The organism is Pseudomonas sp. No.21 (assembly GCF_054558415.1).
In genome coordinates this window covers 149,432-173,754 of record NZ_BAAJNO010000011.1, presented here as the reverse complement: position 1 = coordinate 173,754, position 24,323 = coordinate 149,432, and the positions used below count along the sequence as shown (strand labels likewise).

The window sequence follows — 24,323 nt, the reverse complement described above, 5'->3', positions numbered from 1 at the left end:
CTCCTGAATAATCAGCAAGGTCTAAAGTCGCGGGACCCGACTTCGGCATCCCGCATTCCCCTAGATAGGGATGCCGGAAATGATTTCAAGGCCCCCCCTTCCACGGAGGATTCATGCACAAGGTCATGCTGATCACCGGCGCCAGCCGGGGCATAGGCGCCGCCACGGCGCGCCTGGCGGCAGCGCGTGGCTACGCGCTGTGCATCAACTACCGGCAGCGCAGGGACGCCGCCGAGCGACTGGTGGCGGAGATCGAACACCAGGGCGGCCGGGCCATCGCCGTGGCGGCGGATGTCGCCGACGAGCGGCAGGTGGCAGAGCTGTTCGCCACCCTCGACCGCGAATTCGGCCGCCTCGACGTACTGGTGAACAACGCCGGGATGCTCGAGCGCCAGGCACGCCTGGAGGAGATCGACGGCGCCCGGCTGCTGCGGGTCTTCGGCGCCAATGTATTCGGCAGCTTCCACTGCGCCCGCGAGGCGATCCTTCGGCTGTCCACCCGCCACGGCGGACGAGGCGGATCGATCATCAACCTCTCCTCCATCGCCGCCCGCCTGGGTGCACCCAACGAGTACGTCGACTATGCGGCGGCCAAGGGCGCCATCGACGCGATGACCGTGGGGCTGGCGAAGGAACTGGCGAGCGAAGGGGTCCGCGTGAACGCGGTGAGGCCGGGGGTGATCCGCACCGACATCCATGCCAGCGGCGGGGAGCCGGGACGGGTCGAGCGGGTCGCCGCCAGCGTGCCCATGGGGCGGGGCGGCGAAGCGGAGGAAATCGCCAATGCCATTCTCTGGCTGGCCAGCGACGAGGCCTCCTACACCACCGGCGCGCTGCTGGACGTCAGTGGCGGCCGCTGAGCAGTCCGAGTCGCAGGTTGGCGCCGAGCGCAGCGAGGCCCGACGAGACTGCCTGGCGTTGTGCTTCGTGCCTCGGGCGTAGCCCGGGCTTCAGAGCGGGACGGCGACGGAACCGGCAAAGCGCATCAGGCCGCCGCGAACTCCCGCTCCAGGCTCGGCATGCCCAGCAGGGCATCGATGCGCGAGCAGTCGCTTTCCCGGCGGATCTCGGTGAACAGCACCACGGCTTCCGGGTAGGTGCGGGTGAGCATGCCCAGCCACTGCTTGAGGCGCCCCGGTGCGTAGCGCGGGGCGAGCTTGCGCCGCGCCTGGCGCCAGAAATCACGCAGCAGCGGCTGGAACTCCTCCCAGCTCATCTCCTCCGGCGTCGCGCCATCACGCACGGCGGCGATCTGCCGGGCCAGACCGGGGCGCGAAACCAGCCCACGGCCGAGCATGATGTCCTCGACGCCACTGACTTCACGACAGCGCCGCCAGTCATCCAGGGTCCAGACCTCGCCATTGGCGAACACCGGCACCTTGACCACGTCCTGTACCCGCGCCACCCATTCCCAGTGGGCCGGCGGCTTGTAGCCCTCCACCTTGGTGCGGGCGTGCACCACCAGTTGCGAGGCGCCGCCTTCGGCCAGGGCCAGGGCGCAATCGAGCGCGCCATCGGGGCTGTCGAAGCCCAGGCGCATCTTCGCCGTCACCGGGATGGCCGCCGGCACCGCGCGACGCACGCCACTGACGATGGCATGCAGCAACTCGGGCTCCTTGAGCAGCACGGCACCGCCACGGGACTTGTTCACCGTCTTGGCCGGGCAGCCGAAGTTGAGGTCGATCACCGGCGCGCCCAGCTCGCAGGCGTAGGCCGCGTTCTCCCCCAGGCACACCGGGTCGGAACCCAGCAGTTGCACACGCATCGGCGTACCGGCACGGGTGCGCGACCCACTCTCCAGCTCGGGGGCGAGCTTCTGGTAGGTACTGGCGGGCAACAGGCGGTCGCAGACGCGGATGAACTCGCTGACGCACCAATCGATGCCACCCACGCGGGTCAGCACGTCACGGAGAATCTCGTCGACCAGGCCCTCCATGGGCGCCAGGGCGATTTGCATAGGGGAAGCCTTGGAAAAATGGGCGCGTAGTGTAAGCGCGGAGCAGCCCGGCGCAGAATCCTCCCGACGAAAACAGCGGGAGCAAGCCGCGCCCCGGTGCAGTCGAACCGGTAAGCCTCAGGAAAAGGAATGGCCGATGAAAAAGATCCGACCCACCCTGCTCTGCCTGGCTCTCGGTGGCCTGGCACCCCTCGTGAACGCGGCCGGCGCACTGGAAGGCCAGTTGCAGCCGGCCCCCGACTCGCTGGCGGAACTGGTGGTCAGTCGCGACGAGAATGCGGCCAATGCCTGCGAGGTCGGCCTCTACCTGCAGGACGAGCTGGTGGCGCAGATTTCCGCCGGGCAGGCCGTCAGCCTGAGCGTGCCGGCCGGCGAGATGACCCTGAACGTGGCGCAGAGCCCTTCCGGCTACTGCGCCGGCAACCTCACCGGGCGCCCGCAGTCGGTTCTGATCCAGCCCGGCGAGCGACGGCACCTGCGCATCGTGCAGAACCCGACCGAGCTGTTCCTGTCGCCCGCGGTGGACTGAACGGGCCCGCTCAGAGCTCCAGGGCGAACGGCGGCATCAAGGCACGGCCGTAGCCTTCGATGAACTCGGGCGGCATGCGTTTGGGCCGACCGCTGGAAAGCTCGATGCAGACGAAGGTGGTCTTCGCCCGCAGTAGCGTGGCGCCATCTTCGGGACGGATCAGCTGGAAGCGCCGGTCCATCTTCAGGCGCTGGTCGGATTCGACGATCCAGGTGGCCATCTGCAGCTCCTGGTCCTCGTAGGCGGCGGCAAGGTAGTCGATCTCGTGGCGCACCACGGCCATGGCACGGTCCAGCCGGCGGTATTCGACCAGGTCCAGGCCCAGGCTCTGGGAGTGGCGCCAGGCGCAGCGCTCCAGCCAGCTGACGTAGACGGCGTTATTGGCGTGGCCGAGGCCGTCGATGTCATCGGCGACAACCTTGATGTCGATGACGAAGGGGGTGGGCAGGTCCCAGTTCATCAGGCGTGCTCCGAGCTGCTGGCCAGTTCACGGGCTTCGGCGGCGAGTTGGGTGATCTGGTCCCAGGCGCGGGCGCGGATCAGGCTCGACGGCGCGATCCAGGTGCCGCCGACGCAGGCGACGTTGGGCAGTTGCAGAAAGCCTTGCAGGTTGTCCGGCGTCACACCGCCGGTGGGACAGAAGCGGATGCCGGTGAAGGGGCCCTTGAAGCTCTTGAGCATCTTCACGCTGGCGTTGCCATTGGCCGGGAACAGCTTCAGCGAGCGGTAGCCATACTCCAGCGCCAGCAGCACTTCCGAAGGCGTCATCACCCCGGGCAGGTAGGGCAGGCCGGAATCCTCGGCAGCGGCCGCCAGGCGCTCGGTGCAGCCGGGGCTGACGGCGAAGTGGGCACCGGCATCGCGGGCTTCGAGGAACTGCTCGGTATGGATCAGCGTGCCCGCCCCCACCAGCAGGTCCGGGAATTCCTTGCGGATCGCCGCCACCGCATCCAGGGCCCGTGGCGTGCGCAGCGTCACCTCCAGCACCTCGATCCCACCGGCAGCGAGGGCGCCGGCCAGGTCCAGGGCCAGCCCGGTGTCCTCGATGACCAGCACCGGAAGGACGGGGCGCGCCCGCTGCAGCACCACATCCATAGTCAGGCTCATTTGCATCTTTCCCCTTGATTCGTGCCTCCGGCCCCGCGCTCGGGTCCGGACTTGATTCGCCCCGGCGACCATGCCCGGGCCGCCGTCGGTGGCGCGCAACAGACATGGACCTTGGAAGCGCAGCATCGGCGGCAGGTCACCGACCAGCGGTGGGCCACCGACGCATTCCATAGGCGAATCTTCCTGCACCCGGCGGCTGTCGCCAAGCCCGCCGTGCAATGGGAAAGGCTCAGGCGCTGGCGCGCAGGCCTACTTCGTCGAACAGCTGCAACACCGCCTTCACCAGGCGCGGGTCCGCCAGCACCCGCTGATGGCCACCGCCCTCCAGGCGCAGCAGCTGGCTGCCGAACCAGGCTTCGTGGATACGCCCGGCTTCGGCGGCGGGCACCAGGGGATCATCCTCCGCATGAGCCACCAGGCCGGGCATGCCGAGCCGGTAGTGCTGCACGTCGAGGTCCGCAGCGGGGATGCCGGCGTGATCCTCGACCCGCTTGATGAACTGCTCGCCCGCCCGGGGCGGCAAGCCGATGAAGCGGGCGAAGCCGCGCAGCATGCCGAGAATGCGGCTGGGGGCGGCCACCGTGACCAGGGCCCGGGGCCGCAACCCCAACTGGATGGCCAGCATGGCGCTGGCACCGCCCATGGAGTGGCCGATCACGCCGTGCAGCGGCGGCAGGTCCTCGGCGGCTTCGAGCAGCGCGCGGGCGAAGAGCACGATGTTCGCCTCGCGCCCCGGAGAACGGCCGTGAGCAGGTGCATCGAGGGCGATCACGCCGTAGCCGGCCTGCACCAGCGCGTCGATCAGGCTGGCGAACTGGGTCGGGCGTCCTTCCCAGCCGTGCATCAGCAACACGGTCGGGCCGCTGCCCCAGCGCAGGGCGGAAAGGCCGAAGCGCAGGGTGATGCGCTCGGCGCGCTCGAGCCAGGGCAGCTCCCAATCGCGAGGCGTGGTGTCGCGCGGCGTCATGAAGCGCCGCCGGGCCCGGTCGGCGACGTGCCGGGGCGCGACCCGGCCGACAGTGGCGTTGAATCCTCGAAGCAGGTCCAGGCTGTTCATCTCGTTTCTCCTAGATCACCGCCGTACGGGCGGCACGCAGTATCCGGTCCGACAACTCGCCGGCTCCCAGGGCGCGGGCAAGGGCCAGGCCACCCACCATCAGGGCGATGTCGGCCAGGGCCTTGTCGCCATCCTCCGGCGTACCGGCCAGGTCGGCAGCGAGCAGTTCGAGGTGCTCGGCCAGCATCAGTTGATAGGGCTCGGCATTGCGCGCCACTTCGCCGAGGGAACCGGGAAGCGGGCAGCCACGATCAGTGCTGTCGCGATGCCTGCGCGAGAGGTAGAAGGCCGCCGCCAGGGTGCGCCGGTCCTGTGGCGCCAGTGCGGAATCGAGCTGGCGCATCTGCTGGCGCCGCTCCCGCAGCAGCTCACCGAACGCCTCCGCCATCAAGGCTTCCTTGCTGTCGAAATGGGTATAGAAACCACCCACCGTGAGCCCGGCCGCCGCCATCACGTCGCTGACGCTAGGCTCCAGCGGCCCCCGGGCGAACAGCGCCCTGCCCGCTTCGGCGAGGATGCGCTTGCGTGTCTGGGTGCGTTTGTCGCTCATGACGGCCTCCCGTGGAATGACGGATATAATATTATATCCGTCATCCAATTTGGCAAGCCGATACGCGTGCCGCCCGTCGTGGGCCGGGAGGCAAGTGAATGAGGGTGGGCGGATGTTGCGGAAGAGGAAAAACAAAAGGGCCACCCCATGACGGAATGACCCTTGAAAACCCCGCAGAGCGGGAAAAGTGGCGTCCCCTAGGGGACTCGAACCCCTGTTACCGCCGTGAAAGGGCGGTGTCCTAGGCCACTAGACGAAGGGGACTTTGAACCTTCGAAAAGCAAGGCCAGCCTTGCGGCTGGCCTTAATTCGATGCGCTGGGCATCTGATTTGGTGGAGCTAGACGGGATCGAACCGTCGACCTCTTGCATGCCATGCAAGCGCTCTCCCAGCTGAGCTATAGCCCCGAAACCTTCTCGGTGCGCGACCGGCCTTGTGGCTGTCGCTGCTGGAAAGTGGCGTCCCCTAGGGGACTCGAACCCCTGTTACCGCCGTGAAAGGGCGGTGTCCTAGGCCACTAGACGAAGGGGACTTAACCTTCGTGGAACCGCAACCATGGCTGCGAATCCCGGCAATTTGGTGGAGCTAGACGGGATCGAACCGTCGACCTCTTGCATGCCATGCAAGCGCTCTCCCAGCTGAGCTATAGCCCCACGAACAACGCTGGAACATCTCACGTCGCTTTCGAGTTCGTCGTGAGAACGGGGCGCATACTAAGGGCGCCCCTGAAGGCTGTCAACAAAATTTTTCCACAGGATCGAAAAATTTTCATCGCAAGAACAATCACTTACCGGATTCCGCGAGAAGCGCCCATGCTCCGCTGCCGCCGAGCCAACCCGCTGCCCTTCCCAAGAGATGAAAAGGCCCGCACGAGGCGGGCCTGCTGGAAGCGGGATCACTCAGCCAGGAATGGCGTCGCGGATCTTTTCCCACTCCTTGGTTTCCTTCTTCGACGCACCGCCCAGGAGCTCCAGCGCCTGGCGCAGGCGGAAGCGGGTGAGGTCGGCGCCGAGTACCTCCATGGCATCCAGCACGGAGACGGAGCTGGCCTGGCCGGTGATGGCCGGGAACATCAGGGGCATCACGTCACGCAGCTTGAGTTCCAGGTGTTCGGCGACGGCCTGGATGCAGGCGGTGATGCGCTCCTTCTCCCACTGGCGCAGTGATTCCAGCTTCCACAGCACCAGTTGCATGACCTGGCGAACCTGGTCGGGCGACAGCTTCTTGTGCTCGAACAGCTTGGCGTCCAGCGGCAGCGCGCCGGCGAAGAAGAAGCCAGCCAGCGGGGCGATCTGGCTGAAGGTCTCGACCCGGCCCTGCACGTGGGGGGCGATCTTCATCAGGTAGTCGGGATTGAGCGCCCACTTCTGCACCTCGGCGGCGAAACGCTCCACCGGCAGCTCGCGGATCCACTGGCCGTTGAGCCAGGAGAGCTTCTCCAGGTCGAAGATCGGCCCCCCCAGGGACACGCGCGACAGGTCGAAGTGCTCGATCATCTCCGCCAGGGAGAACTTCTCGCGCTCGTCCGGCATCGACCAGCCCATGCGGCCGAGGTAGTTGAGCATCGCCTCGGGCAGGTAGCCCATGCGCTCGTAGAAGGTGATGGAGGTCGGGTTCTTGCGCTTGGAGAGCTTGCTCTTGTCCGGGTTGCGCAGCAGCGGCATGTAGCAGAGCACCGGCTGCTCCCAGCCGAAGTACTCGTACAGCTTGATCAGCTTGGGCGCCGAGGGCAGCCACTCTTCGCCGCGCAACACATGGGTGATGCCCATGAGGTGGTCATCGACCACGTTGGCGAGGAAGTAGGTCGGCAGGCCATCGGTCTTCATCAGCACCTGCATGTCCATGCGATCCCACGGGATCTCGACATTGCCGCGGAGCATGTCCGGCACCACGCAGACGCCCTCGGTGGGCATCTTCATGCGCACGACATGGGGCTCGCCGGCGGCGATGCGCTTGTCCGCCTCTTCGCGGCTCAGGTCGATGCAGTGGCCGTCGTAGCGCGGGGTTTCCTTGCGCTCGGTCTGCTCGGCGCGCAGCTTGTCCAGGCGCTCGGCGGTGCAGAAGCAGGGGAAGGCGTGGCCCTTGTCCACCAGTTCCTGGGAGTACTTCTTGTAGATCTCGCCGCGCTCGCTCTGCCGATACGGACCGTGGGGACCGCCGACGTCGGGGCCCTCGTCCCACTCGATGCCCAGCCAGCGCAGGGCGTCGAAGATCTGCTGCTCCGACTCGCGGGTGGAGCGGAGCTGGTCGGTGTCCTCGATGCGCAGGATGAACTGGCCACCGTGCTGACGGGCGAAGCAGAGGTTGAACAGGGCTATATAGGCGGTGCCGACGTGCGGATCGCCAGTGGGCGACGGCGCGATGCGGGTACGGACAGTGGTCATGGCGGGTCCTGGTACGGAGGAACGGTCAAAGGCGCGATGTTAGCAGGGGCGCAGCTGCGGGCTCCAGCCACTGGCTGCGATCGATCGGCAGGCTGGCCATGAGGAAATCGAGGAAGGCCTTCACCTTCATCGCCTGGAAGCGCCGGGAAGGATAGACGGCGTAGATCACGCCGCTGGGCAGCTGCACACCGGGCAGCAGCTCGACCAGCTCGCCACGGCGTACCGCGTCCTCGGTGATCATCAGCGGCAGCGAGGCGATGCCCGCCCCGCCCAGCACGGCCTCGCGGGCGAAGGTGATGTTGTTGCAATGCAGCACGCGCTGGCAGGGCACGCTTTCATCGAGCAGCGGCCAGTATCGCTGGGGGTCATGGGGCAGGAGCACGGCGCGGTGCTCGGCCAGGGCCTGGACATTGCGCGGCGTGCCATGGGCCGCCAGGTAGGCGGGGCTGGCGCAGAGACGACGGCCATTCTCGAACAGCTTGCGGGCGATCAGGGTGGAATCCTGTGGCTGCCCGACCATGATGGCGATGTCGACGCCCTCCTCCAGCGGGTCCACGTCCCGCGAGGTGATCTCCACCTCGGCGGTGATCTGCGGGTACTGGCTCATGAAGTCGCCCAGCACCCTGCCGAGGAACAACTGGCCGAACTCGATGGGCGCGGTGATGCGCAACAGGCCGGAGGGTTCCTGCTGCAACTGCATGACCGCCTGCTCGGCCTCGGCGAAGTCGACCATGATCTGCCGGCAACGCTCGTAATAGGCCTGGCCGACCTCGGTCAGCCGCAGCTTGCGCGTCGTGCGGTTGAGCAGGCGTACGCCCAGGCGCTCTTCCAGCAAGGCGATGCGCCGACTGACGGTGGATTTCTGCATGCCCAGGCTATGGGCGGCCTGGGTGAAGCTGTGCAACTCCACCACACGGGTGAAGATCAGGGCGTCATCCAGACCCATTATTGTTCCCCATAAGCAACAAAGTTTATGAAGTGTACTGGCTATTTGCCTGACTGGAACAGTGCTAGATTTCCGCCTTTCCGCCCGCACTTCGAGCCTCTGGAATGCCTGCCAAACTGCAACGTCGCCTGTTCATTTTCATCGCCCTGCTGGTCCTCGTCGTGGGCGGTTTCTTCCTGCACTGGCTGCTGGTGGGGCGCTTCCTGGAAACCACTGACAACGCCTATGTCCAGGGCGAGATCACCCGGGTCTCCAGCCAGCTCGGCGCGCGTATAGAAGAAGTGCTGGTGGGCGACAACCAGCATGTGAAGAAAGGCGACCTGCTGGTGCGCCTGGAGGCCGAGGACTTCAAACTGGCGCTGCAACGCGCGCAGGCCACCCTGGCCACTCGCGAGGCGGAGCTGGCCCAGTCGCGCAGCAAGCTCACCCAGCAGGACAGCATGATCGCCGCCAGTGAGGCCGACGTTGCCGCCAGCCAGGCGACCCTGGGCCGCACCCAGATCGACCTGTCCCGCGCGCAGACCCTGCGCAAACCGGGCTATGTCTCCGAAGAGCGCGTCACCACACTGTCCGCCGACTCCCGCGTGGCCCGCTCCCAGGTGGCCCGCGCCGAAGCCGACCTCAAGGCCCAGCGCGTGCAGACCGATGCGCTGCGTGCCGACGTGAAGCGCCTGGAGGCACAGATCGCCAATGCCCGCGCCGATATCGCCCAGGCTGAGCTGAACCTGACCCGTACCGAAATCCGCGCCCCCATCGACGGCATGGTCGGCCAGCGCGCCGCGCGCAACGGCCAGTACGTGCAGGTCGGCGCCCACTTGATGTCGCTGGTCCCGGACCAGGACATCTGGGTCCAGGCCAACTTCAAGGAAACCCAGATCGAGCATATGCAGCCAGGGCAAAAGGCCGAGCTGGTGTTCGACAGCTTCCCCAATACGCCCATCGAGGCGAAGGTCGAGAGTCTGTTCGCCGCCTCCGGCGCCCAGTTCAGCCTGCTGCCACCGGACAACGCCACCGGCAACTTCACCAAGGTGGTGCAGCGCATCCCGGTGAAGCTGACCTTCGAGCGCGACAACCCGCTCAAGGGCCGCATCCGCCCCGGCATGTCGGTGCTGGTGAAAGTCTCCATCAAGCTGGATGACTGACGGTGGCCGGTGACGCCCTGATCCGCCCGACCGGCGAGCCCAGCCGGCGCGACTGGATCGCCGTGATGAGCGCCATGCTCGGCGCCTTCATGGCAGTGCTGGACATCCAGATCACCAACTCCTCGCTGAAGGACATCCAGGGCGCGCTTTCGGCCACCCTGGAGGAAGGCTCGTGGATCTCCACGTCCTACCTGGTGGCGGAGATCATCATGATCCCGCTCACCGCCTGGCTGGTGCAGGTGCTCTCGGCACGCCGCCTGGCGGTCTGGGTCTCCCTGGGTTTCCTCGCCTCCTCCCTGCTCTGCTCCATGGCCTGGAGCCTTGAAAGCATGATCGTGTTCCGCGCCATGCAGGGCTTCACCGGCGGCGCGCTGATCCCCCTGGCCTTCACCCTGACCCTGATCAAGCTGCCCGAGCACCACCGGGCCAAGGGCATGGCGCTGTTCGCCATCACCGCCACCTTCGCGCCCTCGATCGGCCCGACCCTGGGCGGCTGGCTGACGGAGAACTTCGGCTGGGAATACATCTTCTACATCAACGTGCCGCCAGGCCTGCTGATGATCGCCGGGCTGATGTACGGCCTGGAGAAGAAGGCGCCTCACTGGGAACTGCTGAAGAGCACGGACTACGCCGGCATCCTCACCCTCGGCCTGGGCCTGGGCTGCCTGCAGGTGTTCCTCGAAGAAGGCCATCGCAAGGACTGGCTGGAATCGCAGCTGATCGTCGGTTTGGGCAGCATCGCCCTGGTGAGCCTGGTCCTCTTCGTCATCCTGCAGACCTCGCGGCCCAACCCGCTGATCAACCTGGGCATCCTCAAGAACCGCAACTTCGGCCTGTCGAGCATCTCCAGCGTCGGCCTGGGCATGGGGCTCTACGGCTCGATCTACGTGCTGCCGCTGTACCTGGCGCAGATCCAGGGCTACAACGCGCTGCAGATCGGCGAGGTGATCATGTGGATGGGCGTGCCGCAGCTGTTCCTCATCCCGCTGGTGCCCAAGCTGATGAAGATCATCTCGCCGAAGCTGCTCTGCGCCCTGGGCTTCGGCCTGTTCGGCGCCGCCAGCTTCGCCTCCGGGGTGCTCAACCCGGATTTCGCTGGCCCGCAGTTCAACCAGATCCAGATCATCCGCGCCCTGGGCCAGCCCCTGGTGATGGTGACCATCTCGCTGATCGCCACGGCCTACATCCTGCCGCAGGACGCGGGTTCGGCGTCCAGCCTGTTCAACATCCTGCGCAACCTCGGTGGCGCCATCGGCATCGCCCTGCTCGCCACCCTGCTGGATAGCCGCGCCAAGGTGTATTTCGACTACCTGCGCGAGTCCCTGGTACCGAGCAACCCGCAGGTGGCCGAGCGCCTGGCCCTGCTTGGCGAGAAGCTCGGCAGCGACCAGGCGGCACTGGCCAAGCTCAGCGAGATCGCCCATCAGCAGGCAGCGATCATGGCGTACAATGACGCCTTCCATTTCATCGGCATCGCACTCGGCATCAGCATGATCGCCGTGCTGCTGACCCGTTCCCTGCCCGCTGGCGCCACCGGCGGCGCCGCTCACTAACCCCGCGCACCGCCTGGAGCGGCGCGTTCCGCCTCAGGCCTCGCATGTCCAGCATCAACCCGAGAACCCGCGCCCTCCTCCTCGTCGGCGCCTTCGCCCTCATCTACATCGGCTGGGGCACCACCTACCTGGCCAATCACTTCCTCCTGCGCGAGCAGCCACCGTTCGTCATCGCCACGCTGCGCTTCCTCTTCGCCGGCCTGCTGGCCCTCGCCTGGGTGCTGTTGCGTGGCCAGGCCAAGGTGCAGCGCAGCGACCTGGGCAGCGCTTTCATCGGCGGGGTGATGCTGATCGCCGTCGGCCAGGGCGCACTGATCTATGCCAACCAGTACCTGCCGACCGGCATGCTGGCGATGCTCTACACCACGCTGCCACTGTGGAGCGTGGCACTGGAATGGCTGCTGGACGAGCGCCCGCCACTCTGGGTGCTCTGCGGGTTGGCGGTGGCCAGCGGCGGCATCCTGCTGTTGATGGGCAACGGCCTGGGCGAGAACCCGGGTTTCGAGCAGTGGTTCGCCGGCGCGCTGGTGGTGACGGCCACATTGCTCTGGGCCGTCGGCGCCTGGCTGCTGCGCAAGCGCGGGCCGTTCCGCTCCAGCTGGATGGGGCTGGCCATGCAGATGCTGGTGGGCACCGCGCTGCTGGCCGGCTTCGGCCTGTGGCGCGGAGACTGGCAGGGCTTCGAGCTGGGGCACCTGTCCCCGGGCGGCTGGCTGTGGCTGGCCTACCTGGTGCTGCCGGTGAGTCTCGGCGTCTACCCCGCCTACTTCTGGCTGCTGCGCGAAGTGCGCCCGAGCCTGGTATCGACCTTCGCCTTCGTCAACCCGGTGGTCGCGCTCCTGTTGGGCTACCTGATCCTCGACGAGCGCCTGAGCGTCACGGCGCTGCTGGCCTGCCTGGCAACCCTGGGCGGGGTGATGATGATCATCTTCGGACGCCGCTGAAAAACGACGTCGTGATGTAAAAAGGGCGCCTGATGGCGCCCTTTCCATTCACACCTGCAGCAGCCTGTCACGGAGCTTCTGGATCTCGTCACGCAGCTGCGCGGCGGCCTCGAACTCCAGGTCGCGGGCCAACTGGTACATCTTCTCTTCCATCTGGCGGATGCGCTTGGTGATCTCGCTCGGCGAGCGCAGCTCCGCCTCGTAGCGGGCGTTTTCCTCCGCCGCCTTGGCCATCGCCTTGCGCTTGTTGCTGCGCGAGCCCGGCACGGTGGCACCTTCGAGAATGTCCTGGACGTCCTTCTGCACGCCCTTGGGGACGATGCCGTTGGCTTCGTTGAAGGCGATCTGCTTGTTGCGGCGACGCTCGGTCTCGTCGATGGCGCGCTGCATCGAGCCGGTGACGTTGTCGGCGTAGAGGATGGCCTTGCCATGCAGGTTGCGCGCGGCCCGACCGATGGTCTGGATCAGCGAGCGCTCGGAACGCAGGAAGCCCTCTTTGTCGGCGTCGAGGATGGCCACCAGCGAAACCTCGGGCATATCCAGGCCCTCGCGCAGCAGGTTGATGCCCACCAGCACGTCGAAAGCGCCGATGCGCAGGTCACGGATGATCTCCACCCGCTCCACCGTGTCGATGTCCGAGTGCAGGTAGCGCACCCGAACGTCATGGTCGGACAGGTAGTCGGTGAGGTCCTCGGCCATGCGCTTGGTCAGGGTGGTGACCAGCACGCGCTGTTCGACGGCGACACGCTTGCGGATCTCCGACAGCAGGTCGTCGACTTGCGTCGTGGCCGGACGCACCTCGATCTCCGGGTCCACCAGGCCGGTCGGACGCACCACCTGCTCGACGACGCGCCCGGCATGCTCGGCCTCGTAGGGCCCAGGCGTCGCGGAAACGAAGATGGTCTGCGGGCTGACCGCCTCCCATTCGTCGAAGCGCATGGGCCGGTTGTCCAGCGCCGACGGCAGGCGGAAGCCGTACTCCACCAGGTTTTCCTTGCGCGAACGGTCGCCCTTGAACATCGCCCCGACCTGCGGAACGCTGACGTGCGATTCGTCGATCACCAACAGCGAGTTCGCCGGCAGGTAGTCGTAGAGGGTGGGCGGCGCCTGGCCGGGCTCACGACCGGAAAGATAGCGGGAGTAGTTCTCGATGCCGTTGCAATAGCCCAGTTCGAGGATCATCTCCAGGTCGAAACGGGTGCGCTGCTCCAGGCGCTGGGCTTCCACGAGCTTGTTGTTGCTGCGCAGGTAGTCGAGGCGCTCCTTGAGCTCCTCCTTGATCTTCTCCACCGCACCGAGGATCACCTCACGCGGCGTCACGTAGTGGCTCTTGGGGTAGAAGGTGAAGCGCGGCAGCTTGCGGATCACCTCGCCGGTCAGGGGATCGAAGGCGGAAAGACTCTCCACCTCGTCGTCGAACAATTCGACGCGGATCGCCTCCAGATCGGATTCCGCCGGGAAGATGTCGATCACATCGCCCCTGACACGGAAGGTGGCGCGGGCGAAGTCCATGTCGTTGCGGGTGTACTGGAGGTCGGCCAAGCGGCGCAGCAGCGCACGCTGGTCGATCTTGTCGCCCCGGTCCAGGTGCAGAACCATGCGCAGGTACGACTGGGGGTCGCCCAGGCCGTAGATCGACGAAACCGTGGCGACGATGATGGCGTCGGAACGCTCCAGCAGGGCCTTGGTCGCAGACAGGCGCATCTGCTCGATGTGGTCGTTTATCGATGCGTCCTTCTCGATATAGGTGTCCGAGGACGGTACGTAGGCCTCGGGCTGGTAATAGTCGTAATAGGAGACGAAATACTCGACGGAGTTGTTCGGGAAGAATGCCTTGAACTCGCCATAGAGCTGGGCGGCGAGCGTCTTGTTCGGCGCCAGCACGAGCGTCGGACGCTGCACCTGGGAGATGACATTGGCGATGCTGAAGGTCTTGCCCGAACCGGTCACCCCCAGCAGCGTCTGGTGCGACAGACCGGCTTCCAGGCCCTCGACCAACTGACGGATGGCCTCAGGTTGGTCGCCGGCCGGCTGGAAGCGGGTGACAAGTTGAAACTCTGACATGTCTGACCTCGGCAAAAGGATGTGACACCCGCCCGCGGGCAGCGTCAAACCAGGCGAAAAGCTAGCGTACGATGTCGCCGCACGCGACCTTGGCCGCTATAATACCGGCCCGATTGCGCAACCCCAATGCACGATGCTCGCGGGGTTGCCAGGCCTCCAACTTCCCCTCCTCTCGAGCAGCCGCATCATGAGTCTGTTTTCTGCCGTCGAAATGGCTCCGCGCGACCCGATCCTGGGCCTTAACGAAGCATTCAACGCCGATCCCCGCCCGACCAAGGTCAACCTTGGCGTGGGCGTCTACTACAACGAACAGGGCCGTATCCCGCTGCTGCGCGCCGTTGCCGAGGCCGAGAAGGCCCGCATCGAAGCCCACGCACCGCGTGGCTACCTGCCGATCGAAGGCATCGCCGCCTATGACCAGGCCGTGCAGAAGCTGCTGTTCGGTGCCGACTCGGCGCTGATCGCGGACGGCCGCGTCATCACCACCCAGGCGGTCGGGGGCACCGGGGCCCTGAAGACCGGCGCCGACTTCCTCAAGCGCTTGCTGCCTGACGCCGTTGTCGCCATCAGCGACCCGAGCTGGGAAAACCACCGGGCGCTGTTCGAGTCCGCCGGTTTCCCGGTGCAGAACTATCGCTACTACGACGCCGCCACCCATGGCGTGAATCGTGCCGGCATGCTCGAAGACCTCAAGGCCCTTCCTCCTCGTTCGATCGTCGTGATGCACGCCTGTTGCCACAACCCGACGGGCGTCGATCTGAACCTTGATGACTGGAAAGCCGCACTGGAAGTGTTGCGCGAGCGTGAGCACGTTCCCTTCCTCGATATCGCCTACCAGGGCTTCGGTGACGGCATAGAAGAAGACGCGGAAGCGGTGCGCCTGTTCGCACAATCCGGCCTGAACTTCTTCGTCTCCAGCTCCTTCTCCAAGTCGTTCTCGCTTTACGGCGAGCGCGTTGGCGCCCTGTCCATCGTCACCGGCTCAAGCGACGAAGCCAGCCGAGTGCTGTCGCAAGCCAAGCGCGTGATCCGTACCAACTACTCCAACCCGCCGACCCACGGCGCCACGGTAGTGGCATCGGTGCTCAACAGCCCCGAACTACGTGCCCTGTGGGAAGAGGAACTGGGCGAGATGCGCCAGCGCATCCGCAGCATGCGCCTGGCGATGGTCGAGCAACTGGCCGCCTTCGGCGCCAAGCGCGACTTCAGCTTCGTCGCCCGCCAGCGCGGCATGTTCTCCTACTCCGGCCTCACCGCCGAGCAGGTCGAGCGCCTGAAGAACGAGTTCGGCATCTACGCCGTCAGCACCGGGCGCATCTGCGTCGCAGCACTGAACAACGGCAACCTGGAAAGCGTGACCCGCGCCATCACCCAGGTACTGTGAAAAAAGCGGGAGAAGCTCAAGCCAGGTGCTTGACTTCTCCTTCTTAATCAGTAGGATACGCGTCGTTGTTCCGCGATAGCTCAGTCGGTAGAGCAAATGACTGTTAATCATTGGGTCCCTGGTTCGAGTCCAGGTCGCGGAGCCAAATTCAAAAGCCCTCGGCACATGCCGGGGGCTTTTTTGTTTAAGCACCCGGACTCTCAGCAGGGGCTTCGTCCCCGGTTGTTCGGGACCTTCGGGACCGCGCTGAAGCGCGTTCGGCTTTGCCGTCGAGCCTCGGCTACCACTCCATCCGCCACAGCAGAAACAAAAAGACCGGCCTAAGCCGGTCTCTTCTGGTTACTCGAGTCAGTCGATACTGAGTCGATCACGGTTGGCTTCCAGGGTCTTCGCACCGATCCCTTTCACTTGAAGCAGGTCATCGATCGAAGTAAAAGCACCGTTGGCTTCACGGTAGGCGGCGATTGCCTTGGCCTTCATCTCGCCAACCCCAATCATGCCCTCCTGCAACGCAACGGCATCTGCCTTGTTGATATTGATCTTGCCTGCTGCAGCCTTGTGAGCCACAGCAGCGGAAGCATCGCTTTTTGGTGGAGCCTCCACCGCGACAGCAACACCGGTGAAACCAAACAGCATAAGAAGCAGGGGTAGGATCCGTATCAGAGTCATTGTTCTCTCCATGTAACTAGCTTAAAGCGGAGCTTATTTGCACCGCCGGTTCAAGCTAGCCCCTAGACAAAGGTGACTCAATTGCACGCTGCTGATAGATCCAGTCAACAATTTCCCCTTCTGGGATGTAGCCGTTAACGGTAGTCCGTAGGATCTGACGAACCTCTTTGTAGTCATCCCGTTCGACGGCGCTGAACAAGCGCTCGAGCACAGACTTGAAGTCCTCCCAGGGCAGATGCTCTTCGTTCGCTCGCATGATCATCGGGTGATCGGTAGGGCTAACGTTCTCACCGATCAGAAGCTCCTCATAGAGTTTCTCGCCTGGGCGTAACCCAGTGAACTCGATGGCGACATCTCCATTGGGATTGCCGTCGTTACGAATACTAAGGCCGGAGAGGTGGATCATCTTCTCCGCAAGCTCGGCGATCTTCACCGGCTGCCCCATATCCAGCACGAATACATCACCGCCCAGCCCCATCGATCCTGCCTGGATGACGAGCTGAGCAGCCTCGGGAATGGTCATGAAATAGCGCGTGATGTTGGGGTGAGTAACTGTGACCGGCCCACCCTGCTTGATCTGCTCGCGGAACAACGGAATAACAGAGCCAGACGAGCCCAGCACGTTCCCAAAGCGGACCATGGTGAAGCGCGTCTTGTTGACTTGGTTAACGCCCGTGCTGTCACCCAGCAAGACAGGCGCCGCCTCGCGACTCAGCGCCTGAAGCACCATCTCGGCAAGGCGCTTGGTGCTTCCCATGACATTGGTGGGACGCACGGCCTTGTCTGTGGAGATCAATACGAAGTGCTCAACGCCGGCCTGGATAGCGGCCTCCGCAGTATTCAGACTACCCAGCACATTGTTGAGCACACCTTCCGCGACATTGTGCTCAACAATGGGGACGTGTTTATAAGCAGCTGCATGATAGACAGTGCCAACCCTCCAGGTACGCATGACATCCAGCAGGCGATCGCTGTTACGGATGGAACCGAGGATCGGCAGCAAGCGCACAGGCAACCCGTGGGAGCGAACACGCCGCTCCAGCTCCGTATGGATACTGTAGAGATTGAATTCACTGTGCTCGAAAAGGATCAGCGTCTCGGGATTGCAGCTAAGAATCTGCCGGCAAAGCTCAGAGCCAATAGAACCACCAGCTCCCGTGACCATCACTGCCTGGCCACGAATGCAACGCTCGAACAAATCAACCCGAGGCGGTACCGAGTCACGCCCGAGCAGGTCGGCGATATCTACCTCCTGCAGATCACTGACACTGACGCGGCCGCTAGCAAGGTCCATAAACCCCGGGACGGTACGAACATGAACCGGGTACATTTCTAACGAAGCAAGGATCTCACGGCGACGCTGCCGAGTAAGGGACGGAATCGCAAGTAATATTTGCTTTGTATTTGTGCGCTCAATCATCAAGGGGATATCACCCGACCTATAAACCTTCAAGCCCGCGATTACACGATTTACAAGCCCTTCGTCGTCGTCAATGAAAGCAACAGGGCGCATGGCTCTTCCCATGCGCAGCGCTGCAGCCAATTGATTACCGGCCGACCCCGCACCGTAGATCGCTACAGTTGGCAAAGAGTCTTCTGGTTGAAAAAAACCTATGCGGGTATCACCAAAGAGCGTTCCGATAAAATACTGGCGCATGAGCAAACGCAATCCACCAATAAAGCATAGAGAGAGCCACCAGTAGATGAAAACGACAGAGCGCGGCATCAGCTCATCGGGTCTGATCAAGTAGATGATAACAGCTAGCAATAAAGCCGAGAGACTGACCGCGTTGAATATAGTTATCAGCGCGCTTGCACCGAAATAGCGAAGTACGGCGCGATATAGACCGAAATTTATAAAAAGCGGGATAGCTGTGATTGGAGCGGCCATGAAAAGCCAGAGATACTCACCAAAGGGATTTATAATACCGCCACTGCCTAGACGAATTAAAAAAGACAGCCAAAGAGCCAACCAGATCAACAAAGCATCAACTACTACCTGTAGCGCTCTTTTACGTTGCCTCGAAAGCAGCAGCAGGCGACTCCGAAGATCGTCGCTTGCCCCCTTCACTGCAATACTCCCTGCAGTAGAAAACTCATACCGTCACCTTATTTTCCAGCACTAAATTTTAGCCAAAAACAAACTAAAGGAAGATATGCAACAATCACCCCCCAAAAACCATCAAGAACTTCAAGCACAACAAAACTGGCCATAGGTAATAGCCAAAACACATTAATTAGTGCAACTCCAAACGTAACAGGAACATGGCTACCGAAGCGTCGACTTGCATACTGATAGGCGTGACTACGATGAGCCTCGTATATTTTATCCCCTCGCAGCAACCTACGCACTAGAGTCAGTGTCGCATCAGAAATAAAAACACCAAGCAAGATAAGCCAACCCAGAAAAAGATCTGAGTTGAGCCACCCGAAATACAATGATAAAAGCGCCAACAAAATGCCTAAAAACCCGCTACCAGCATCCCCCATAAAAATGAAAGCACGAGGAAAATTCCAAAGCATGAAGCCTAAAACCGCAGCAGATAAGAGAAGCGGATAAATTGCTAGTAAAGGCTCACTCTTTAGGTAGAGAAGCACCCCTCCCCCTACACATGCACAGATAGCCTGGACACTTGCAATACCATTGATACCATCCATAAAATTATATAGATTAAGCATCCATACCAAATAAATCAGAGCTAAAACCTGACCAATCAAACTCGGCTCAAACTGGAACCCCATTAAACTTATTGGAGGCACCCCACCTAACCAGTAAAGCCCCCACGCGGCAGCAATAAAATGCCCTAACAAACGCCATCGAGCGGGGACATGACCGTGATCATCAAGAAGACCTATCAAAGCAGTGAACAAACCTGCGCCAAAGAGAGAAAGCAGTAACCCGGCGTCAACATAATCGACATAGGAGAGAAAAATAAGACCAAATAAAAAACAAATTACAAAAGACACCCCTCCCCCTCTTGGAGTAGGCACTTGATGAGAACTTCTTGCATTTGGGATATCAACCAAACGCTTCGATAAAGCGTACTGCCTTAACAGCCCCGTCAGAAGAAAAGCCAATAGGGCCACAATCGGAAGTATATAAAAGGTAGTTGTCATACTAGCTATCTCTCAAAGAAAATCTCGAACAACCTTAGAAAGAGAGTTATCCACATTGTAAGGAGGCGTCCATCCCAAGAGTCTACGCGACTTATCAATGTCTACCTGCAGGGAGCCACACAACCGACGAGCTATTGCAGGCCTACCTAGCAAATTGGCTCCGGCTACTATAATAGACTCTGGAACCGTAAAGAGCATTGCAGGCTTTCCCATAGCCCTCCCCAAGCGGCTTAGTAACTGCGGAGTAGACAGATCTTCCCCGTCACTAACGAGAAATGCTTGACCAGCAGCAGCGGGGTGCTCAACACAAACCGAAATAAAATCCAGCAAATTATCTACAGAAACCAAACTTCGTTTATTATTTATTCCTTTAAGAGGCAAGGGCAAGTGCCATCTTAAGCATTTCATCAGCGCTAAGAAATTTGCTTTTACCCCGGGTCCATACATAAGGGGCGGACGAATAATCACCACCTCCATTCCCGTTTTAAGAGCAATATCTAAAAGCCCCTCTTCAGCTTCAAACTTAGAAACCCCATAAGGATCACAAGGTGCAGGTACCGAGTCGGCATTAAAAGGCGCATCAAAAGTCTCCTCGCCTAACACCTTGATTGAGCTTATATATATAAATCGACGAACTCCTGCCTCAACAGCAGCATTCGCTACATTTAGAGTCCCTTGAACATTGACTCGACGAAAAGCAGAAATTGCATTGTCAAGAGACTCATTCATCACATGCGCAAGAGCTGCAGAATGAATTACACAGTCGACGCCAACCAGCATCTCTGCAAAGTGATCAGTTACGATGTCGGATACTAATATATTTTGGCAATTTACTACTTTCGCGGTCGACTGAGTAGATCTATAAATTGCTCGAACACTGTAACCACTGCGGCTCGCAAAATATGGAACCAATGATCTCCCCAAAAATCCAGAGGCTCCAGTTATAAACAACTCAACCATGGGTTGGCCTTCTTATCAACTCCAAGAGCTTCATAGGCACTTTAGACATAACCATAAGCATATTTGTATAAATACCATTTGCTCGACAGGCTGCTACAATTTCCCTATTCAGTCGAATACTATTATAAACCCCTGATGTACTTATTCCCCCCTCGCGCATACAGACAAGTACCTGATCAACACGGCGATAGGATACTTTATTTATCAAAAGCCATCTAACAAACATCTCAAAATCAGATGAAATTTTATAGGCAAGGCTATAAAATCCAAAAGACTGGTAAACTTCACGTTTCACGAAAGTTGCTGGATGAGGCGGCATCCAACCGAAGCGCATTTTCCACGGGTGAAATCGGCGAGAAGAATAGAAACGCGTCACGCGAGAGCAATCATTCTCAGCAACAAATACAACATCGCCAAAAACCATATCTACCTCAGGACTCTCACTGAAGCTCGAAAGCACGCATGACAGGGATTGCTCTGAACGATAAAAATCATCAGAATTAAGCAGACCAACTATGTCTCCAGTTGCCAACTGGATACCCTTGTTCATCGCATCATAGATTCCCTTATCAGGCTCACTTATAAGTTTAGCAATTGAATCACGATAATCACTTAAAATTGAAAGCGTCTCATCCGTGGAGCCACCATCGACGACAATATACTCAACATCCACACCGACCTGCGATAGAACCGACTCAACTGCCTGCCTGATTGTAGCTTGACTATTAAAACAAACTGTAATTATAGATAACTTCAAAATTCAAACTCACAATTTCAACAGCACAAAGAAAAAATAATGAATCAACTCATCAGCCAAAAACCTTCCTTGACAGACGAATAGCCAATGAAAACAAAAGGCAGAGACGCCAACGAGATTGCTGTAACAAAGAATAAGTTGATCGTTCAGTTGTAGCAGAAGCATTTTTTCCATGACGCCTGTAAGCCATCAATGGCAGATGAATAAACTCAACCTTTCCAACAGAAGTGGCGACAAGACCAATCCACCAGTCATGCATAGGAACTCCATGTGGAAAAGGAAGCGCTAGATTGAGGACATTACGGTCAAATGCCATGCAACAGCCTAAGAAAGAATTCCTAAGCAAGTTATTGAAAAAACCCGGCCGTGAATTGCGCTTAGAAAAGAAAGAGTTAAAAATAATATTTCTATCAGCATCGACGACATGACAATCTGAAACCACGAGACTGCAGGACTGAAGGGACTGAAGCATTATGTTCACCTTACCCTCATACCAAACATCATCCTGATCAGATAGAAATATAAAATCGCCCCTTGCCTGCGTGAGAAGAAATTCAAAATTTCTAATGAGCCCCTCACGCGGCCCTACAAGAACTCTAATACGAGGGTCTGCTATGCCAGCCAGCAGCGAAAGAGTTGAGTCAGTAGAACCATCATCAGAAATTATCAACTCATCAACTAGCGAGGAGTTCAATATACTCCTAACCTGATCTAGAATATAAAGCTCTCCGTTAAAACAAGCCAAGCATACTGAGATCAAAACAAACGCCTCACTAGCTTCCTGATGGAATGATAAAAAGGATGAGCGGCTATCCTTAGCGCCACCATATAACGCCTGCGTCTTTGCAGTAGGCCATCGACCAAGTTAACCTGCAGAAAAGTCTGGACACCAGAAGACAAACCGTTTGGATCAACACAAGACACTGTGATCGGCACCTTCTCAAAACTTACTGTGCGATTAGCCTGCATACTCATAAAGAATAAGTAATCTGCGGCTGTCAGCCCTTTAATAGACAAATAGTACCCATAGCGTTCATGCAGCTTTCTGCGATAAAGCACGGCCTGGTGATTAAACACTCCCTTCGGGAAATCTGCTTTTACCCGCCCAGCCAAAGGCCCGGAAAAATAAGAGAAATCACCGTATATGACATCAGCCGTGGAAGCCGCTAACATATCGCGGAGAACCGACCCACCATTAAAGCGATCGCCCGCATTCATGAAAAGCAAGTATTCTCCCGCAGCACGGTCAATGGCTTTATTCATTGCGTCATATACACCACTGTCAGGCTCGCTTACCCAAAAGCCTAACTGATCAGAATAACGCTCAATTATTTTAAATGTACCGTCATCAGACCCACCATCAATGACTATGTACTCAAAATTCGCGTAATCTTGCTCCAACACAGAACAAATAGTCTCTTCAATAAACTCAACACTATTAAAGCAAACGGTTACAATCGAGACTCGTATATTACAACTAGCTAAAGAGCAGTCAGGCACGTCCATAACGATCCTTGAGCCTTATAATGTCATCCTCACCAAGATATCCGCCGGACTGAACCTCAATCAACTCTAATGGGATTCTTCCCGGATTCTCCAGGCTATGCACTTGCCCCACGGGAATGAACGTAGACTGATTCTCGGTGACAAGATAGTCTTCGCTGCCTCGAATAACACGAGCAGTACCGCTTACAACAATCCAGTGCTCAGCTCTGTGATGATGCATTTGCAATGATAGCCTTGCCCCTGGATTCACAGTTATCCTCTTAACTTGATAGCGAGCGCCTACATCAATACTGTCATACATACCCCACGGCCGGTAAACAGTCCGATGATTTATAGTCTCAGGGCGGGCCTGAGCATTAAGCTCCTCTACAACAGCCTTTATATCTTGAACCTTATCGCGTGCAGCAACGAGCACGGCGTCCTTCGTCTCAACAACAACAAGATCGCTGCCTCCCACGACCGCAACCAATCTGCTATCAGCCTTCACAAGGCAGCCATCCGAATTAAAGGCTAGAGCATCACCAGAAAGGACATTCCCGCTGGCGTCCTTTTCAGATACATCCCATAAAGCCGACCATGAACCAATGTCACTCCACTGTGCAGCAAATGGAACCATAACTGCGCACTGTGTTTTTTCCATAACGGCGTAATCAATCGAATCACTAGGGCAAAGCGAAAAAGCATCGCGGTCTATGCGTATGAAATCCATATCCTCGCGACCACTTTTGAAAGCAACCTCACAGGCCTCCAAAATTTCTGGCTTGTATAGTCTAAGTTCATTTAGATAAGCACTAGCACGAAATAAAAACATCCCGCTATTCCAGAAATAATCTCCAGACTGCAGGTATTTTGAAGCATTTTCGAGAGAGGGTTTCTCAACGAATCGAGTGACTTTATATCCAAGCCCAACTTGATCGCCACGCTGGATATATCCATAACCAGTTTCAGCCTTGTCAGCGACGACGCCGAAAGTCACAAGCATTCCGGACTCTGCCAACTCAATCGCTGCCTCAACACCAGAATGAAACTGCTCAACATCCTGAATAAGGTGATCAGCAGGTAAAACAAGCAGGAGAGGATCGCTGCCGTCAGCCAAGGCTTGCAGTGCTGCGAGTGCAATAGCCGGAGCCGTATTACGGGAGCACGGCTCAAGCAATACCCTAGGAGACTCGAAGCCCAACTGCCGCATCTGCTCAGCAGCAAGAAACCTATGTTCTTCACTACAGACTAGGATCGGAGCAACGCATGTGAGCCCTTCTAAGCGTCCCACCGTGTCTTGAATCATTGTCCGCTCGCCAGTCAGCTTTAGGAACTGCTTGGGATTTAGTTGACGAGACAGAGGCCATAGACGGGTTCCAGCTCCACCAGCGAGGATGACGGGAAGCAACATTTTGACAATCCTTAAACAATTCTGCAAATACAAGGCAACTATAGAAACATCATGCTTTTAGCCGTTGATAGCAATATTGACTATCAGCCCACTCAGCACGGCTAGTAATCACATAGTAGACTATCACTTTGAGCAAGAGGAGCCCTACAAGGCCGCAGGGAGCTTGAACTTCACCGCTAGCATCATTGATCCGCCAGTAGGAACAGAAAGCTCTACACGCTCGCCCCAAATTATCATCAGCATCACCACAAAAAGATACAGCACCCATTCAGGTGCTGTATCAAAATCATCTCACTGTCTATTATAA

The 24,323-nt window shown here is 59.6% G+C and carries 22 protein-coding genes and 5 tRNA genes; 7 read left to right on the top strand and 20 right to left on the bottom strand.

All coding sequences use genetic code 11. The annotated features are described in order from the left end of the window. The first annotated feature begins 113 nt into the window (after nucleotides 1-113). Nucleotides 114-860 carry an SDR family oxidoreductase gene (locus ACYJSS_RS23060; protein ID WP_111259437.1) on the top strand — a complete coding sequence of 249 codons (747 nt, stop codon included), beginning with the start codon at nucleotides 114-116 and terminating at the stop codon, nucleotides 858-860. 125 nt (nucleotides 861-985) lie between these two features. On the opposite strand, the gene ACYJSS_RS23055 is transcribed toward ACYJSS_RS23060, so the two are convergent. After that, complete coding sequence (locus ACYJSS_RS23055) at nucleotides 986-1,957, bottom strand: tRNA dihydrouridine synthase (RefSeq protein ID WP_111259438.1); 972 nt, start codon at nucleotides 1,955-1,957, stop codon at nucleotides 986-988. Nucleotides 1,958-2,093: 136 nt separating this feature from the next. Here ACYJSS_RS23055 and ACYJSS_RS23050 point away from each other — a divergent pair, with 136 nt between their 5' ends. After that, nucleotides 2,094-2,486: a hypothetical protein gene (locus ACYJSS_RS23050; protein ID WP_111259439.1), complete on the top strand. Its 393-nt coding sequence runs from the start codon at nucleotides 2,094-2,096 to the stop codon at nucleotides 2,484-2,486. Between the two features lie 10 nt (nucleotides 2,487-2,496). Here ACYJSS_RS23050 and ACYJSS_RS23045 read toward each other — a convergent pair whose 3' ends face one another. The 10 genes from ACYJSS_RS23045 to ACYJSS_RS23000 form a co-directional block, all read right to left on the bottom strand. Continuing rightward, on the bottom strand, nucleotides 2,497-2,946 hold the full coding sequence (locus tag ACYJSS_RS23045) for an acyl-CoA thioesterase (protein WP_111259440.1): 450 nt from the start codon (nucleotides 2,944-2,946) through the stop codon (nucleotides 2,497-2,499). Beyond that, nucleotides 2,946-3,593: a bifunctional 4-hydroxy-2-oxoglutarate aldolase/2-dehydro-3-deoxy-phosphogluconate aldolase gene (locus ACYJSS_RS23040; RefSeq protein WP_111259441.1), complete on the bottom strand. Its 648-nt coding sequence runs from the start codon at nucleotides 3,591-3,593 to the stop codon at nucleotides 2,946-2,948. Before ACYJSS_RS23040 ends, ACYJSS_RS23045 begins: the two co-directional genes overlap by 1 nt. A gap of 229 nt (nucleotides 3,594-3,822) precedes the next feature. Further along, on the bottom strand, nucleotides 3,823-4,650 hold the full coding sequence (locus ACYJSS_RS23035) for an alpha/beta fold hydrolase (RefSeq protein ID WP_111259442.1): 828 nt from the start codon (nucleotides 4,648-4,650) through the stop codon (nucleotides 3,823-3,825). 10 nt (nucleotides 4,651-4,660) lie between these two features. Then, a complete protein-coding gene (locus ACYJSS_RS23030; protein WP_111259443.1) occupies nucleotides 4,661-5,200 on the bottom strand; it encodes a TetR/AcrR family transcriptional regulator in 540 nt (179 codons plus the stop codon). 188 nt (nucleotides 5,201-5,388) lie between these two features. Then, nucleotides 5,389-5,464: transfer RNA gene (locus tag ACYJSS_RS23025), tRNA-Glu, on the bottom strand. A 67-nt stretch (nucleotides 5,465-5,531) separates the two neighbouring features. Next, nucleotides 5,532-5,607 (bottom strand) — tRNA-Ala (locus ACYJSS_RS23020). A gap of 49 nt (nucleotides 5,608-5,656) precedes the next feature. Further along, nucleotides 5,657-5,732, bottom strand: a tRNA-Glu gene (locus tag ACYJSS_RS23015). Between the two features lie 45 nt (nucleotides 5,733-5,777). Then, nucleotides 5,778-5,853 (bottom strand) — tRNA-Ala (locus tag ACYJSS_RS23010). A 246-nt stretch (nucleotides 5,854-6,099) separates the two neighbouring features. Then, on the bottom strand, nucleotides 6,100-7,584 hold the full coding sequence (gene gltX / locus ACYJSS_RS23005) for a glutamate--tRNA ligase (RefSeq protein ID WP_111259444.1): 1,485 nt from the start codon (nucleotides 7,582-7,584) through the stop codon (nucleotides 6,100-6,102). 25 nt (nucleotides 7,585-7,609) lie between these two features. Next, nucleotides 7,610-8,530: a LysR family transcriptional regulator gene (locus ACYJSS_RS23000; protein WP_236205373.1), complete on the bottom strand. Its 921-nt coding sequence runs from the start codon at nucleotides 8,528-8,530 to the stop codon at nucleotides 7,610-7,612. 104 nt (nucleotides 8,531-8,634) lie between these two features. On the opposite strand from ACYJSS_RS23000, the gene ACYJSS_RS22995 reads away from it, so the two are divergent. From ACYJSS_RS22995 to ACYJSS_RS22985, 3 genes are read left to right on the top strand one after another with little or no spacing between them, the layout of a single operon-like run. Continuing rightward, nucleotides 8,635-9,672, top strand: coding sequence for an HlyD family secretion protein (locus tag ACYJSS_RS22995; RefSeq protein ID WP_111259445.1), 1,038 nt, complete (start codon nucleotides 8,635-8,637; stop codon nucleotides 9,670-9,672). Nucleotides 9,673-9,674: 2 nt separating this feature from the next. After that, nucleotides 9,675-11,225, top strand: a complete 1,551-nt coding sequence (locus tag ACYJSS_RS22990) for an MDR family MFS transporter (protein ID WP_111259446.1) — start codon at nucleotides 9,675-9,677, stop codon at nucleotides 11,223-11,225. Between the two features lie 44 nt (nucleotides 11,226-11,269). Next, a complete protein-coding gene (locus tag ACYJSS_RS22985) occupies nucleotides 11,270-12,169 on the top strand; it encodes an EamA family transporter (protein WP_111259447.1) in 900 nt (299 codons plus the stop codon). Between the two features lie 48 nt (nucleotides 12,170-12,217). Here the strand turns inward: ACYJSS_RS22985 and uvrB are convergent, their stop codons facing one another. Further along, nucleotides 12,218-14,233: an excinuclease ABC subunit UvrB gene (gene uvrB / locus ACYJSS_RS22980; protein WP_111259448.1), complete on the bottom strand. Its 2,016-nt coding sequence runs from the start codon at nucleotides 14,231-14,233 to the stop codon at nucleotides 12,218-12,220. Between the two features lie 187 nt (nucleotides 14,234-14,420). Here uvrB and ACYJSS_RS22975 point away from each other — a divergent pair, with 187 nt between their 5' ends. Together ACYJSS_RS22975 and ACYJSS_RS22970 are read left to right on the top strand one after the other, a co-directional pair. Further along, nucleotides 14,421-15,617, top strand: a complete 1,197-nt coding sequence (locus ACYJSS_RS22975) for an amino acid aminotransferase (protein WP_111259449.1) — start codon at nucleotides 14,421-14,423, stop codon at nucleotides 15,615-15,617. 69 nt (nucleotides 15,618-15,686) lie between these two features. After that, nucleotides 15,687-15,762, top strand: a tRNA-Asn gene (locus ACYJSS_RS22970). Nucleotides 15,763-15,965: 203 nt separating this feature from the next. On the opposite strand, the gene ACYJSS_RS22965 is transcribed toward ACYJSS_RS22970, so the two are convergent. The 8 genes from ACYJSS_RS22965 to ACYJSS_RS22930 are packed head-to-tail and all read right to left on the bottom strand — an operon-like array spanning nucleotide 15,966 to nucleotide 24,016. Beyond that, nucleotides 15,966-16,286 (bottom strand): ComEA family DNA-binding protein, encoded by a 321-nt coding sequence (locus tag ACYJSS_RS22965; protein WP_236205374.1) that lies wholly within the window; start codon nucleotides 16,284-16,286, stop codon nucleotides 15,966-15,968. A 55-nt stretch (nucleotides 16,287-16,341) separates the two neighbouring features. Then, complete coding sequence (locus ACYJSS_RS22960; protein ID WP_111259450.1) at nucleotides 16,342-18,357, bottom strand: polysaccharide biosynthesis protein; 2,016 nt, start codon at nucleotides 18,355-18,357, stop codon at nucleotides 16,342-16,344. Nucleotides 18,358-18,395: 38 nt separating this feature from the next. After that, a complete protein-coding gene (locus ACYJSS_RS22955; RefSeq protein WP_111259451.1) occupies nucleotides 18,396-19,403 on the bottom strand; it encodes an MraY family glycosyltransferase in 1,008 nt (335 codons plus the stop codon). Nucleotides 19,404-19,415: 12 nt separating this feature from the next. Next, nucleotides 19,416-20,363: a UDP-glucose 4-epimerase family protein gene (locus ACYJSS_RS22950; RefSeq protein WP_111259452.1), complete on the bottom strand. Its 948-nt coding sequence runs from the start codon at nucleotides 20,361-20,363 to the stop codon at nucleotides 19,416-19,418. Further along, on the bottom strand, nucleotides 20,356-21,120 hold the full coding sequence (locus tag ACYJSS_RS22945) for a glycosyltransferase family 2 protein (RefSeq protein WP_111259453.1): 765 nt from the start codon (nucleotides 21,118-21,120) through the stop codon (nucleotides 20,356-20,358). Before ACYJSS_RS22945 ends, ACYJSS_RS22950 begins: the two co-directional genes overlap by 8 nt. Nucleotides 21,121-21,172: 52 nt before the next feature. After that, on the bottom strand, nucleotides 21,173-21,865 hold the full coding sequence (locus ACYJSS_RS22940) for a glycosyltransferase family 2 protein (protein WP_236205412.1): 693 nt from the start codon (nucleotides 21,863-21,865) through the stop codon (nucleotides 21,173-21,175). An 11-nt stretch (nucleotides 21,866-21,876) separates the two neighbouring features. Further along, nucleotides 21,877-22,626 (bottom strand): glycosyltransferase family 2 protein, encoded by a 750-nt coding sequence (locus ACYJSS_RS22935; protein WP_111259455.1) that lies wholly within the window; start codon nucleotides 22,624-22,626, stop codon nucleotides 21,877-21,879. After that, entirely contained in the window at nucleotides 22,613-24,016 is a 1,404-nt protein-coding gene (locus tag ACYJSS_RS22930) for a mannose-1-phosphate guanylyltransferase/mannose-6-phosphate isomerase (protein WP_111259456.1), read from the bottom strand. Before ACYJSS_RS22930 ends, ACYJSS_RS22935 begins: the two co-directional genes overlap by 14 nt. Nucleotides 24,017-24,323 lie beyond the last annotated feature (307 nt).